This window comes from Lysobacter daejeonensis GH1-9 (assembly GCF_000768355.1).
Lineage (GTDB): Bacteria > Pseudomonadota > Gammaproteobacteria > Xanthomonadales > Xanthomonadaceae > Aerolutibacter > Aerolutibacter daejeonensis.
Genome location: NZ_AVPU01000045.1, coordinates 1 through 13,563, shown reverse-complemented (window position 1 = coordinate 13,563; position 13,563 = coordinate 1). Strand labels below are relative to the sequence as shown.

General features: G+C 68.5%; 11 protein-coding genes. All 11 read left to right on the top strand.

Features of this window, described 5'->3' with window-relative positions:
• Positions 1–313 precede the first annotated feature (313 nt).
• The 11 genes from mreD (at position 314) to N800_RS14250 (ending at position 13,516) form a co-directional block, all read left to right on the top strand.
• Positions 314–799 carry a rod shape-determining protein MreD gene (gene mreD, locus N800_RS14305; RefSeq protein WP_036140149.1) on the top strand — a complete coding sequence of 162 codons (486 nt, stop codon included), beginning with the start codon at positions 314–316 and terminating at the stop codon, positions 797–799.
• 3 nt (positions 800–802) lie between these two features.
• The gene (gene mrdA / locus N800_RS14300) at positions 803–2,905 is read left to right on the top strand and encodes a penicillin-binding protein 2 (RefSeq protein WP_052108287.1); all 2,103 of its coding nucleotides are present in this window, start codon (positions 803–805) and stop codon (positions 2,903–2,905) included.
• A complete protein-coding gene (gene rodA, locus N800_RS14295) occupies positions 2,902–4,014 on the top strand; it encodes a rod shape-determining protein RodA (protein WP_036140146.1) in 1,113 nt (370 codons plus the stop codon). Before mrdA ends, rodA begins: the two co-directional genes overlap by 4 nt.
• A 100-nt stretch (positions 4,015–4,114) precedes the next feature.
• Positions 4,115–5,266, top strand: coding sequence for a lytic murein transglycosylase B (gene mltB, locus N800_RS14290; protein ID WP_036140145.1), 1,152 nt, complete (start codon positions 4,115–4,117; stop codon positions 5,264–5,266).
• Positions 5,263–6,513, top strand: coding sequence for a septal ring lytic transglycosylase RlpA family protein (locus N800_RS14285; RefSeq protein WP_036140142.1), 1,251 nt, complete (start codon positions 5,263–5,265; stop codon positions 6,511–6,513). Before mltB ends, N800_RS14285 begins: the two co-directional genes overlap by 4 nt.
• Before the next feature lie 94 nt (positions 6,514–6,607).
• The gene (locus N800_RS14280) at positions 6,608–7,813 is read left to right on the top strand and encodes a D-alanyl-D-alanine carboxypeptidase family protein (RefSeq protein WP_036140135.1); all 1,206 of its coding nucleotides are present in this window, start codon (positions 6,608–6,610) and stop codon (positions 7,811–7,813) included.
• 254 nt (positions 7,814–8,067) lie between these two features.
• Positions 8,068–8,346 carry a DUF493 family protein gene (locus N800_RS14270; protein ID WP_036140130.1) on the top strand — a complete coding sequence of 93 codons (279 nt, stop codon included), beginning with the start codon at positions 8,068–8,070 and terminating at the stop codon, positions 8,344–8,346.
• A gap of 80 nt (positions 8,347–8,426) precedes the next feature.
• Positions 8,427–9,095 carry a lipoyl(octanoyl) transferase LipB gene (gene lipB / locus N800_RS14265; protein WP_052108288.1) on the top strand — a complete coding sequence of 223 codons (669 nt, stop codon included), beginning with the start codon at positions 8,427–8,429 and terminating at the stop codon, positions 9,093–9,095.
• Positions 9,096–9,208: 113 nt separating this feature from the next.
• On the top strand, positions 9,209–10,219 hold the full coding sequence (gene lipA, locus N800_RS14260; RefSeq protein ID WP_036140128.1) for a lipoyl synthase: 1,011 nt from the start codon (positions 9,209–9,211) through the stop codon (positions 10,217–10,219).
• Between the two features lie 188 nt (positions 10,220–10,407).
• Positions 10,408–12,585: a carboxy terminal-processing peptidase gene (locus N800_RS14255; protein WP_036140125.1), complete on the top strand. Its 2,178-nt coding sequence runs from the start codon at positions 10,408–10,410 to the stop codon at positions 12,583–12,585.
• Between the two features lie 427 nt (positions 12,586–13,012).
• Positions 13,013–13,516, top strand: a complete 504-nt coding sequence (locus tag N800_RS14250; RefSeq protein WP_036140120.1) for a hypothetical protein — start codon at positions 13,013–13,015, stop codon at positions 13,514–13,516.
• Positions 13,517–13,563: the final 47 nt, after the last annotated feature.

The following is a 13,563-nucleotide window of genomic DNA, read 5'->3' as shown; positions in this document are numbered from 1 at the left end:
CCACCCCAGCCAACGGCACCGCCCTTCCGGGCCCGGCGACGAACCCCGCCTCGCCCGCCGCCCTCAACCCGGCCGCCGAAGCGGGTTCGGGCCCCGTCGTGCCGGCATCACCGGCCCTGGAGATCCGCTACCCGCGTCGACCCGCGCCGGCCATTCCAGCGACCGCGGGGGCGACCAACGCAGAAGCATCCACCGGGGCCATCGGGGCCCAGCCGGCGCCGGTGACCCGCGTCCCCGCCGCCACCTCGCCCGCATCGCGACCCGCAAGCACAACCACGCCTCCGCCGCCGACCACCGACGAAGGAGTCCGCCGATGAGCCGCACGCTGACCCATTGGGTGCTGCCACTGAGCGTGGTCGTCGCGCTGCTGCTCGGCCTGCTGCCGCTGCCGCCGATGCTGCAGCCGCTGCGCCCGTACTGGCTGGCGCTGGTGTTGGCCTACTGGATGATCGAGGAGCCCGACCGGGTGGGGCTGGGCGTGGTGTTCCTGGTGGGCCTCGTCGCCGACCTGGCCTTCGGCACGCTGCTGGGCGAGCAGGCGCTGCGGCTGGTGGTGATGGGTTTCATCCTGCAGCGCTTCCGCGCGCGGCTGCGCTTCTTCCCGATCTCGCAGCAGGCGCTGGCCATCGGTGGCCTGCTGTTCAACGACCGCATCGTCGCCGCGGCCATCCATCTGGCGTTGGGCCTGAAGGCGTTGCCCGCCATGTTCTGGCTGGCGCCGGTGGCGGGCATGGTGTTGTGGCCGCTGGTGTTCCTCACCCTGGACGCGGCGCGCTACGGCCGCTGGCGAAGGGGCTGAGCCATGCGTCCACGGCGCGGGCGCCGCATCCTCAAGAACAGTGCGGCCGAAGCCGAGCAGTTCCGCCGCCGCTCCGCGCTGGCGTTCGTCGGCGTGATGCTGGCGCTGGGCGGGCTGGCCCTGTGGTACTTCCGCCTGCAGGTGTGGCAGCACGACGAGTACGCCACTCGCTCGGAGGCCAACCGCATCAAGCTGCAGCCGGTGGTGCCTGGGCGCGGCCTGATCTATGACCGCAAAGGCCGCCTGCTGGCCGACAACGTGCCCGCGTTCCGCCTGGACGTCACCCCGCGCGAAGCCGGTGACTCCGGGAAGTGGCTGCCCGCCCTGTCGAAAGTGGTGGCGCTGAGCGAGGACGACCTCAAGCGCTATGAAGAGGGCCGTCGCGCCGCGCGCGGCTACAAGCCGGTGGCGCTGAAGCTGCGCCTGAGCGAAGAGGAGGCCGCCGCGTTCTCCGTGGACCAGTGGCGCTTCCCCGGCGTGGAACTGGTGTCCTACCTCAATCGCCGCTACCCGTACGGCGACCTGTTCTCGCACGTGATCGGCTACGTCGGCCGCGTGGACGCCAAGGACGCCGAGCTGCTGGGCGAGGCCAATGCGGCCTTCAGCCACATCGGCAAGACCGGCCTGGAGCGCTACTACGATGAGGCGCTGCGCGGCCGCATCGGCTACGAGAAGATCGAAACCAACGTCGACGGCCGGCCGATGGGGATGGTGGGACGCGTGCCCGCGATGCCTGGTGCCGACCTGCGGTTGAGCCTCGACCTGGACCTGCAGCAGGCCATGGTCTACGCCTTCGGCGACATGGATGGCTCCGCGGTGGCGATCGAGCCGTCCACCGGCGAGATCCTCGGCATGGTCAGCCTCCCGGGCTACGATCCCAACCTGTTCGTCAACGGCATCTCGCACACTGACTACCGCGCGCTGATGGACAACCCGTCGCGCCCGCTGTTCAACCGCAACGTGCTGGGCGGCGGCCCGCCGGGCTCCACGGTGAAGCCGATGGTGGCGCTCGCCGGCCTGGACAGCGGCCTGCGTACGCCGGAGGACAAGGTGTTCTCCACCGGTGAATTCCACATTCCCGGCCAGCGCCGCGGCTACCGCGACGCGCACGGCGGCGCCGGCTGGACCGACCTGCGCAAGTCGATCTCGCAGTCGGTGAATTTCTACTACTACAAGCTCGCCTACGAGATGGGCATCCGCACCTTCGACCAGTACATGCGCAAGTACGGGTTCGGGCAGCCCACCGGTATCGACCTGGCGGGCGAGAACGAGGGCGTGGTGCCGTCGCCGGAGTGGAAGGCCAAGCGCTCGAAGGAGAACTGGTATCCCGGCGAGACGGTGATCTCCGGCATCGGCCAGGGCTACTGGGTGGCCACCGCGCTGCAACTGGCGCGCGCCACCGCGGCGATCGCCAACGGCGGCGACCTGCGCCGCCCCCATCTGGTGGCACAGCGCCGCGACGGCTTCGAGGCGCCATGGTTGCCGCTGCCCCAGCCCGCGCCTTCGCGCATCACCGACAACCCGGCGCACCTGCTTGCGGTGCAGGAAGGCATGATCGCCACCATCCACGGTGGCGGCACCGGTGCGGCGATGGCCCGCGGCGCGCCGTACCTGATGGCGGGCAAGACCGGCACCGCGCAGAAAGTGAGCCGCAAGGGCAGCGTGAGCGTGGACCCGCACCACCTGCCGTACAACCTGCGCCACCAGGCACTGTTCGTTGGCTATGCGCCGGCGGACAACCCGAAGATCGCGGTGGCGGTGGTGGTGGAGCACGGCGGCTATGGCGGCAGCACTGCCGCGCCGATCGCGCGCAAGATCTTTGACGCGTGGCTGCTGGGCAAGATGCCCGAGCCGCCCGCGCCCAGCGCGGCCAGCCGGCCGGGGACACCACTTGCGGGAGCCATTGCCGCGCCAGTGGCGGTCGGCACGAGCGCCTCAGCGACGACCCAGCCGGCGGTGACGCCGGCCACGACGACGGCGCCCAGCGTGCGGCCATCGCCGGCGAGCCAAGACGCGCCCGCACGGACGGCGACTCCCACTAACGCGCCTGCACGCCCGGCCTCGATGCCGGCCGCCACGGACCCCAACCGGGAGCCCCGCCGATGAGCGCCATCCTGCGCTGGTTGTATGGCCTGGCGGTGCACTTCCTGCGCACGCTGGACGCGCCGCTGATGGCCGCGCTGCTGGCGCTGATGGCCATTGGCCTGGCGGTGCTGTACAGCGCGGGCGGTGGTTCGCCGACGCTGGTGATGGCGCAGGGCGCGCGCTTTGCCGTGGGCATGGGCGCGATGTGGGCGCTGTCGCGCGTGCCGCCCACGCAGTTGCGCAACTGGACCCCATTGGTCTATGCCTTCACCCTGATCCCGTTGCTGGTGGTGCTGGTGGTGGGCGAGGGCAAGCACGGCAACCACTGGATCAACCTGGGCGTGTTCTATTTCCAGCCGGCCGAGCTGCTCAAGCTCAGCCTGCCGATGATGGTGGCGTGGTACCTCAACACGCAGCCGTTGCCGCCGCGGCTCAACGTGGTGCTGGTGGCGGGCGTGATCATCGGCGTGCCCACGCTGCTGATCCTCAAGCAACCCGATTTCGGCACCGCCATGCTGGTCGCCAGCAGCGGCGCGTTCGCCCTGTACCTGGCGGGGCTGCCGTGGTGGTGGTTCGGGCTGGCATTCGGTGGCGTGGCGGCGATCGCGCCCGTGGCGTGGTTCTGGCTGCTGCGCCCGTACCAGAAGGACCGCATCCTCACCTTCCTGAATCCGGAATCCGACCCACTGGGCACCGGCTGGAACATCATCCAGTCGAAGATCGCCATCGGCGGCGGCGGCTTCACCGGCAAGGGCTGGGGCGAGGGCAGCCAGTCGCACCTGAACTACATCCCCGAGCACACCACCGACTTCATCTTCGCCGTGCTCAGCGAGGAATTCGGCTGGGTGGGCGTGGCCACGGTGCTGGCGCTGTACCTGTTCGTGGTGGGACGCTGCCTGTGGATCGCGGCCGACGCGCGCGACGGCTATTCACGGCTGCTGGCTGGCGCGCTGGGCCTGGCGTTCTGCGTGTACGTGATCGTCAACGGCGGCATGATCTCCGGCCTGTTGCCGGTGGTGGGCGTGCCGATGCCGCTGCTGAGCTATGGCGGTACGTCGGCGGTCTCGCTGCTTGCCGGACTGGGCGTGGTGATGGCGGTGAGGGCGCATCGCCCGGTGCATGGCCGCTGAGTTGGGCGGCATGCAGTCCCGCGTGAACCTGACTGAGGTGTTCAGGCCGGCCAAAACCCATGGTTTTTAGTGCCAACTTTCGCGTGCTACCCTCGTCGCGATGAGTAAAACCGACTTCACCCGCCGGACCGCGCTCTGCGTGCTCCCGCTCGTGCTGGCGGCCTGCGCGACGCAGGTGCCGTCTCCTCCCAGCGCCGGTTCCGGCACCACTCCTGCGCCTGCATCCATCGCCACGCCCGGCACCGACCCGCTGCCCCCGCCGTTGCCGGCGATGCCGCTGGCCGAAGCCAAGGCGGCGTTCGTGCGCGATACCGCGGCCCAGTACGGCGTCGAGACGGCGTACATCGAGTCCGTGCTGGCCAAGGCGCAGATCAGCGAGTCGATCATCGCCGCCATGTCGCGACCGGCCGAAGCCAAGCCGTGGCGCGATTACCGCCCGATCTTCATCACCCAGGCGCGCATCGACGGCGGCAAGGCATTCCTCGCCACCCACCGCGATGCCCTGGCGCGCGTGGAAGCGCAATACGGCGTGCCGGCCGAGATCATCGTCTCGATCATCGGCGTGGAAACCAGCTTCGGCGCCAACATGGGCAAGTACCGGGTGGTGGACGCGCTCTACACCCTGGCCTTCGCCTACCCGCGCAGCGGCGACCCGGCCAAGGCCGACCGCGAGAACCGGCGCGAGGCATTCTTCCGCGGCGAACTGGCGCAGTTGTTCGCGCTGGGCAAGGAAACCGGCCTGGACATCACCACCCTCACCGGCAGCTATGCCGGCGCGATGGGCTGGGGCCAGTTCATGCCGTCCAGCTACCGCGAGTACGCGGTGGACGGCAACGGCGACGGCAAGCGCGACCTGTTCACCAGCACCGACGACGTGTTCGCCTCCATCGCCAATTACTTCGTGAAGAAGGGCGGCTGGATGCGCGGTGCACCGGTCACCGTACGCGCCAACCGCGACGCCAACGCGCGCGACCTCGAACCCGAATCGCTGGAGCCGGTAGTGCCGATGGCCGAACTGGCCGCCCGCGGCTTCCGCCCGCTGGTCGACGTGCCCGGCGTGCAGGCCGCGACCGTGCTGAAGTTCGACGGCGTCAGCGGCCCCGAGTACTGGTTTGGCTTCCGCAACTTCCACGCCATCACCCGCTACAACATCTCCAAGCACTACGCGATGGCGGTGTACCAGCTGTCCGAAGCCGTGGCCGGGCGTGAGAACCCGCTGGCCGCGGTTGCGGAAGGGCAGCCGGGCGCATGAGGCGGCTGCTCGCCGTCACCATGGTGCTGGGGCTGGCTGCCTGTGCCAGCGCACCGAAGAAGTCGCCGCCGCCGGAGGCACCGACGGCCGCAACGCCGGCCCCCGGCCATCACGCGCCGCCGAAGAAGGTCTCGCCCTACGCCCCGGCGCAGGAAGACCCTGGCACCCGTGGCGATTACGTTGCCGGCGGCCTGTACAAGCCGGGCGTGCCCGACAGCACGCCGGACCACGTGCCGGACGTGGACGCCATCCCGGAGCCGGAGGTGGTGGCCGAACCGCGCTCGCGCGCCGGCAACCGCTCCACCTACACCGTGCTGGGCAAGCAGTACCGCGTGCTGGATGACGCGACGGATTACGTGGAGCAGGGCACCGCGTCCTACTACGGCCAGAAATTCCACGGCCGCCGCACTTCCAACCTGGAGGTGTACGACATGTACGCCTTCACCGCCGCGCACAAGACGCTGCCGCTGCCGAGCTTTGTCCGCGTCACCAACCTCGACAACGGCAAGTCGGTGGTGGTGCGCGTCAACGACCGCGGACCGTTCCACGCCGGACGCATCATCGACCTGAGCTACGCCGCCGCAGTCAAGTTGGGCATCACCCATCGCGGTACCGGCCGGGTGGAAGTGCGTGCGCTGACGCCCGATGGCGACACGCGCCTTGCGCGGGCGGAGCCTCGCGGATCCAAACCCAGCCCGATGGATCGCCTGGTTGCGGCCGGCGGTACCGAACAGCGCTTCGACATGCGCCAGGACGGCAAGCCGATGACCGCCAACGAGTTCGACGCGTGGATGAAGTCGCGTCGCCTCACCGTGGCCACCGGCACGCCGCGCGCCGTGGGCGCGAACGCCGACAACGCCGCGGTGGGCAGCGCCGGCAAGGGCAGCGCATCTGCCGAGACCGCGACCCCCGCCTTCGAGGGCGCCGCTCCGAAGGCGACCGTGGCCGCCGCCGCGCCGCCACCGCCATCGCCCACCCAGGTGGCCAAGGCCGTTGCCGCCGCCGTGCCAGATGCCGGCACCGTCACGCTGCAGGTGGCCAGTTTTGCCACCCGTGGCAATGCCGACCGTGCGCTGGACCTGCTGCGCGGCGCCGGCATCGCCGGTGCCAGCCTGCACGATGGCAGCGCCAATGGGCGCAGCGTGTGGCGCTTGCGGGTCGGCCCGCTGGCGGCCAGCGCCGCCTCCGAACTGAGCGCCCGCCTGGTCGGCCTCGGCTTTGGCCAGCCGCAGTTCGTGCACGACTAATATTCCTGATCACCCCGGCCGGACACCCCCGGCCTCCCGGAGCCGCTCAACCATGAAAGTCCGTTTCTCCCCCCGCACCCGCACGGCCCCCGGCATGACGGCCCTGCGCGGGTTCGCGGTGGCCGCCCTGGCCACCTTTGCCGTCGGCCTGGCCGTGGCCCAGCAGACGCCGTCGCCCGCGAAGCCGCCGGCCGCGCTGAGCAGCGCCCTGCCGGTACCGCCGCCCCCGGCCATCACCGGCAAGGCGTGGATCCTGGTGGATGCGGCAAGCGGCAACGTGCTCGCGGGCGAGAACTACGACACCCAGCTCGAGCCGGCCAGCATCACCAAGGTGATGACCAGTTACGTCATCGCCGCGGAGCTGGCGGGTGGCAAGATCAAGGAAACCGACCAGGTGATGATGTCGGAGAACGCCTGGCGCCAGGGCGGCGCCGGGACCGACGGCAGCTACTCCGGCTTCGAGGTCAACAAGACCGCGCCGCTGGAGCAGATGGAGAAGGGCATGGTGGTGCAGTCGGGCAACGACGCCGCCATCGCGCTGGCCGAGCACGTGGCCGGCAGCACCGACGCGTTCGCGCAGCTGATGAACATGTATGCGCAGCGCATCGGCATGAAGAACAGCCATTTCGTGAACCCGCATGGCCTGCCGGCCGAGGGCCACGTGTCCACCGCGCGCGACCTGGCCATGCTCGGCCGCGCGCTGATCCATGACTTCCCCACGGCGTACTCCTACAACAAGATCAAGGAGTTCACCGTCGGCCCGATCACCCAGCCCAACCGCAACCTGCTGCTGTGGCGCGACAGCACCGTCGACGGCATCAAGACCGGCCACACCGCCGCGGCGGGCTATTGCCTGATGGCCTCGGCCAAGCGTGGCGACCAGCGCCTGATCTCGGTGGTGATGGGCTCCACCTCCGAGGCGCAGCGCGCCAGCGACAGCCTGGCCCTGCTCAACTGGGGCTTCCGCTTCTACGAGACCCACAAGCTGTACGACGTCGGCAAGCAGATCGCCCAGCAGAAGGTGTGGAAGGGTCAGGAAAACGAAGTGCAGCTGGGCGTGGCCGAGCCAATGCTGGTGACCATCCCGCGCGGCAAGTACGACCAGCTCAAGCCGATGATGGACGTGCCCAAGTCGCTGGTGGCCCCGATCAAGAAGGGCCAGGCCATCGGCACGGTGAAGGTCATGCTGGACGGCAAGGTCGTGGCCCAGCGCCCGCTGGTGGCCATCAACGCCATCGAGCAGGCCGGCTTCTTCAAGCGCCTGTGGCACGAGCTGCTGATGTGGTGGTACGCCGACTGAGGCGCCCCCTCAACGCAAGTCAGACGAAGCCGGCGAAAGCCGGCTTTTGTCTTTGCACTCTGCCCCCACCCCGCATGGTCAGGAGGTGGAGGGCGGGGATGTTGCGGAAAAGCGGACCATGGATGGTCCGCGGCCCGACTCGCGGCAGGATGCCGCGACGGAGGGCTGGAGCAACGTCCCCGTCCTCCGCCTCCGTCCCAGCACCCACCGCCCTTGCCTTGGGATTAACGCCCCCCGGACCCATAATCACCTCCATGGAAATCACATCCAACAACCCCGAACACGGCTTCCAGTTCCCCGGTACCTTCGAGATCAGTGCCATGGGCACCGCCGAGAAGGACCTGGAGACCGTACTGCCCAACCTCCTGATGGACGCCGGCATCGACGTCGTCCAGGAGACCGTGACCTGGAAGCACTCCAGCAATGGCCGCTACGTGTCGGTGCGGATCAGCTTCAAGGTGGACAGCCGCGAGGAATACGACCGCGCCCACGAGCTCCTGCGCAGCCATCCCGAAGTGAAGTGGACGCTGTGAGCAGCGGGCAGGGTGCTGACACTGCGGCCCTGGCCGAGGGTCAGACGGCCGCGGAGGCCTCTGCCTGCCCGCTCGGCGGCTTGGCCGACACGCCGGAGCCGACCGCCCCGACAGCCCGTGTCCGCGACCTCGGCCGGCAGCCCTACGAGCCGGTCTGGCGCGCCATGCAGGCCGTCACCGACGCCCGCACCGCCGACACCCCGGACGAGCTGTGGCTGGTGGAGCACGACCCGGTGTTCACCCTTGGCCAGGCCGGCAAGCCCGAGCACGTGCTGATGCCCGGCGACATCCCGGTCATCAAGGTCGATCGCGGTGGTCAGGTCACCTACCACGGCCCCGGCCAGATCGTGTTGTACCCGCTGCTCGACCTGAAGCGGCTCAAGGTGGGGGTGAAGGAATACGTCTGCCGCATCGAGCAGGCGATGATCGACACCCTGGCCGACTGGAACATCGAGGCCCGTCGCCTGGAGGGCGCCCCCGGGGTCTACGTGAACGGGGCCAAGATCGGTGCCCTGGGCATCCGCGTGCGCAACGGCCGCACCTTCCACGGCCTGGCCTTCAACATCGCCATGGACCTGTCCCCCTACCAACGTATCAATCCCTGTGGTTACGCGGGGATGGCGGTGACGTCGATGGTAGACTTGGGCGGCCCGTCCGGCCTGGACGCGGTCAAGCCGGTGCTGGTCGGCCACATCGCCCGATTGTTCGGGCTGACGGTCGAACCCGCCGCGCCGCCGTCGTTCGGCTGACCCCCTCGCGAGCGCGCCCCGACTGGCGGACGCGCCCGGCCCGGCCACGGCCTGCGTGGCCATCCGCCCCGGCCGCGCCCTGCGCGGCCATCCGCATAGGCACCGCAGCAGCAATGACCGACTCCGCCCCCAAGTCCATCCCGCTCGCAGTCGTGGGCGGCGAGGCCCCCGCGTCGCTCGAACCGGGCGCGAAGCAGCTGGCCGGCGACAAGATCAACCGCTCCCCGGTGCAGTTTGCCGAGGCACCGGTGCTGCGCAAGCCGTCGTGGATCCGGGTGCGCATCCCCTCGGGCAATTCGGTGCAGCAGCTCAAGGCCAAGCTGCGCGAGAACCGCCTGGTCACCGTGTGCGAGGAGGCCAGCTGCCCCAACATCCACGAGTGCTTCGGTCACGGCACCGCCACGTTCATGATCCTGGGCGAGGTCTGCACCCGCCGCTGCAGCTTCTGCGACGTGGCCCACGGCCGACCCAAGCCGCCGGATGCCGCCGAGCCGCTGCACCTGGCGCAGACCGTCAAGGACATGGGCCTGAAGTACGTGGTGGTCACCAGCGTCGACCGCGACGACCTGCGCGACGGTGGCGCCGGCCACTTCGTCGACTGCATCGCCGCGATCCGCGAGTTCACCCCCAGCACCAAGATCGAGATCCTGACGCCGGACTTCCGCGGCAAGGGCCGCATGGAGCGCGCGCTGGAGATCCTGGCGGCCAACCCGCCGGACGTGTTCAACCACAACATCGAGACCGTGCCCGACCTGTACCGCAACGTGCGCCCGGGCGCGGACTACCAGTGGTCACTGACCCTGCTGCAGAAGTTCAAGGCGCAGCACCCGGACGTGACCACCAAGAGCGGCATCATGCTGGGCCTGGGCGAGACCATGGAGCAGGTGCAGGCCACCCTGCGCGACCTGCGCGCGCACGACGTGGACATGGTCACCATCGGCCAGTACCTGCAGCCCTCGGCGCACCACCACCCGGTGCTGCGCTACTGGACGCCCGACGAGTTCAAGGCGCTGGAGGTCTACGGCTACGAGCTGGGCTTCAGCCACGTGGCCTCCGGGCCGCTGGTGCGCTCGTCGTACCACGCCGACCGTTCGGCCAAGGAAGCAGGCGTCGCGACGGCCTGACCGCTCGACAACCTGAACCCCGACTGCGCCCCGGCCGCCCCTCGCGCCCCGGGGCGTTGGTTTTTGGGGCATGGTCGGATGACACCGGCCGCAACTTTCGGCACTGTGGGGTGGTCGAAGCATGGACCATCCTGAACGTGCAATCCGCCTCCCAGGTTCCGGCCCCCCGCGGCCACAGAAGCTCCCCCATGACAGTCAAGAAAACCCTGCTCGCGTTGTTGCTGTCCGCGCCGTTCGCGCTGATGGCCCGTGCCGACAGCGGCACCGCGCTGCCCAACGCCCCAACCGCCGACCAGGCCACCGCCGCCAAGCTGGTGTACGGCTTGTTGTCGGACAGCCGCTATGCCTACCGACCCAAGGCGCTGGACGATGCGCTGGCGGCCGACATGTACAAGCGCTACCTGGAGGCGCTGGACCCGGGCAAGCAGTTCTTCACCGCCCAGGACATCGCCAAGTTCGACGCGTACAAGACCAAGCTGGATGACGGCTTCAAGCGCGGCGACATGTCCGCCGCCTACGCCATCTTCGCCGTGTACCGCCAGCGCGTGGAGGCCCGCGTGGCCCATGCGCGCGCGCTGCTGAAGCAGGACATCTTCGACTTCGCCGGCAACGACAGCTTTGTCTACGACCGCGAGGACGCGCCGTGGGCCACCGACAAGGCCGCGCTCGACGAGCTGTGGAAGCAGTCCGTGCGCAACGACTGGCTGCGCCTGAAGCTGGCCGGCAAGAAGCCTGAGGACATCCGCAAGACGCTGGACAAGCGCTACGAAAACCTGGCCAAGGGCATCGCCGAGCTGAAGGGCGAGGACGTGTTCCAGACCTTCGTCAACAGCTACGCCAACGCGGTGGATCCGCACACCGATTACTTCACCCCGCGCTCGGCCGACAATTTCAACCTGTCGATGTCGCTGTCGCTGGAAGGCATCGGCGCGGTGCTGCAGCGACAGGACGACGTGGTCGCCATCCGCGAGATCGTGCCCGGCGGCCCGGCCGGCAATTCCAAGAAGCTCAAGCCCGGCGACCGCGTGGTCGGCGTGGGGCAGGGCGACAGCGGACCGATGGAAGACGTGATCGGCTGGCGCATCGACGACGTGGTGGCCAAGATCCGCGGCAAGAAGGGCACCAAGGTGCGCCTGGACGTGATCCCCGCCGAGGCCGGCCTCGACAGCCAGCCGGTGCGCGTGGTGCTGGTGCGCGACAAGGTGCGGCTGGAAGACCAGGCCGCCAAGGCCGAGGTCATCACCATCCCGGCCGCGGGCAAGACGCCGGCCAAGCGCATCGGCGTGATCAAGCTGCCGGGCTTCTACCAGGACTTCGAAGGCCGCCGCCGCAACAACGGCGACTACGCGTCCGCCACGCGCGACGTGGCCAAGCTGCTCACCCAGCTGCGCGGCGAGAAGGTCGACGGCGTGGTGCTGGACCTGCGCAACAACGGCGGCGGTTCGCTGACCGAGGCGATCGAGCTGTCGGGTCTGTTCATCGACCGTGGCCCGGTGGTGCAGGTGCGCGAGTCCGGTGGCCGCGTCAGCGTGGAATCCGACAGCGACGCCGGCATTGCGTGGGAAGGCCCGCTGGCGGTGCTGATCAACCGCGGCTCCGCGTCGGCGTCGGAGATCTTTGCCGGCGCGATGCAGGATTACGGTCGCGGCCTGGTGATCGGCGAGACCACCTTCGGCAAGGGCACCGTACAGAACCTGGTGGACCTGGACCGCTGGCCGGCCAACGAGACTGCGCGCTTTGGCCAGGTGAAGCTGACCATTGCCCAGTTCTTCCGCGTCAACGGCAGCTCCACGCAGCACAAGGGCGTGGAGCCGGACATCGCGTTCCCGGCGTCGGTGGATGCCAGCGAGTTTGGCGAGAGCACCTACGACAATGCCCTGCCATGGACGCGCATCGCCGCGGTGCCGCACACGCGTTATGGCAACTTCGAGCCGCTGCTGCCCAAGCTGCGCGCGCTGCACGACAAGCGCGTGGCCGACAACAAGGAGTACCAGTGGTGGGCCGAGGACGTCGCGCGGTTCAAGGCCGAGCGCGCGAAGAAGGCGGTGTCGCTGAACGAGGCCGAGCGCCGCGCGGAGCGTGACGGCAACGAAGCCAAGCGCAAGCAGCGCCAGGAAGAACGCAAGGCGCTGGGCCTGGCGCTGGACCCGCTGGCCGACGAAAGCGCGGACGACGGCCTGGCCGCCAGCGAGCGCGACATCGCCAAGGATGCCGCGCGCGAGAAGTTGGCCGACAGCCGCCCGGATCCGTTGCTGCGTGAGTCGGCGGCGATCCTGGCTGACGCGGTGCGCCTGCTCAACGGCGACGACAAGCTTTCGGCGGTGGTGCTGCCGACGGCGAACGTGCGAGGGCATTGGGCGGATTGAGTGTGCCTGGCCCACCTCGGCGGCAGGGGGGCGATGGAATGCAGAACGGGCGACCTTGGGTCGCCCGTTTTTGTTTGGCTGCCCTGTGGCGCTGGCGTTGCAGGCGAGAGGCGCCGTTGGCGTGCGATATACAGCACGCGAGACGGCAACAAGCGTCCATTGGCGGGATACACGTGGCGAACTTCCGCCAAGTGACCGGGCCCCTGGCGGGGGCTCGCGGGTTGTATATCACGACAATTTGCAGGTGATATCCGATATCACCTCACATTTGACTGATAACACGGAGGGAGGAAGTCCGCGGGACATGTTTCTTCCCGCTCCAAGTCTTTGATGGGCGTGAGAAATCTTTGAATTGACGGGACTCGCTAGCGTGCCGACCATACGGTGATATCGTCCCGAAACGGGATCTAATTAGCGTTAGGGCGCTATGGACGATTTCAGCTCAATGTCAGGCACCGAGATGTTCGCGAGACGCGACGCTGCGGAAAGCGAAATATCAGGCCTTATCGGGCAGTTTGTTTTCACCTATTCTCGGTTCATCACAGCGCTTCATTTGTGTGTTGCTTGGCACAATCAGGGCAAGGATCTAGATTCCTATCCCTCCATCGCTGAGGACCTTGCTGCGGCCGATCTCCTCAGAAGAATTGAAAAACAGGCGCGGGATAAGCTTGGCAGCACTTCGCTTGCCTTCAAGGCATATAAGAGCTGGCTCCGCCGCGCGCATCAGATTCGCGAGACGCGGAACACAGTCATGCATTCCCGTTGGAGCATTGAGGCCTTTGGGCGTCACGCCATCGCCGTCACTACGCCAGTGTTCGTCGAGCCCGTTAAAGAAGTCATCTTTTCCGCTGATCAATTGCGGCAGGTATGCCAGACTTGCGAAAAGTTGATGGGTGAGCTCAACGGGCTGCGTGATAAGCATCCGCTGTAGCGCCCTAACAATTCATTCAAGCCGAAACCGCTTCGCGGTTCGGCGGG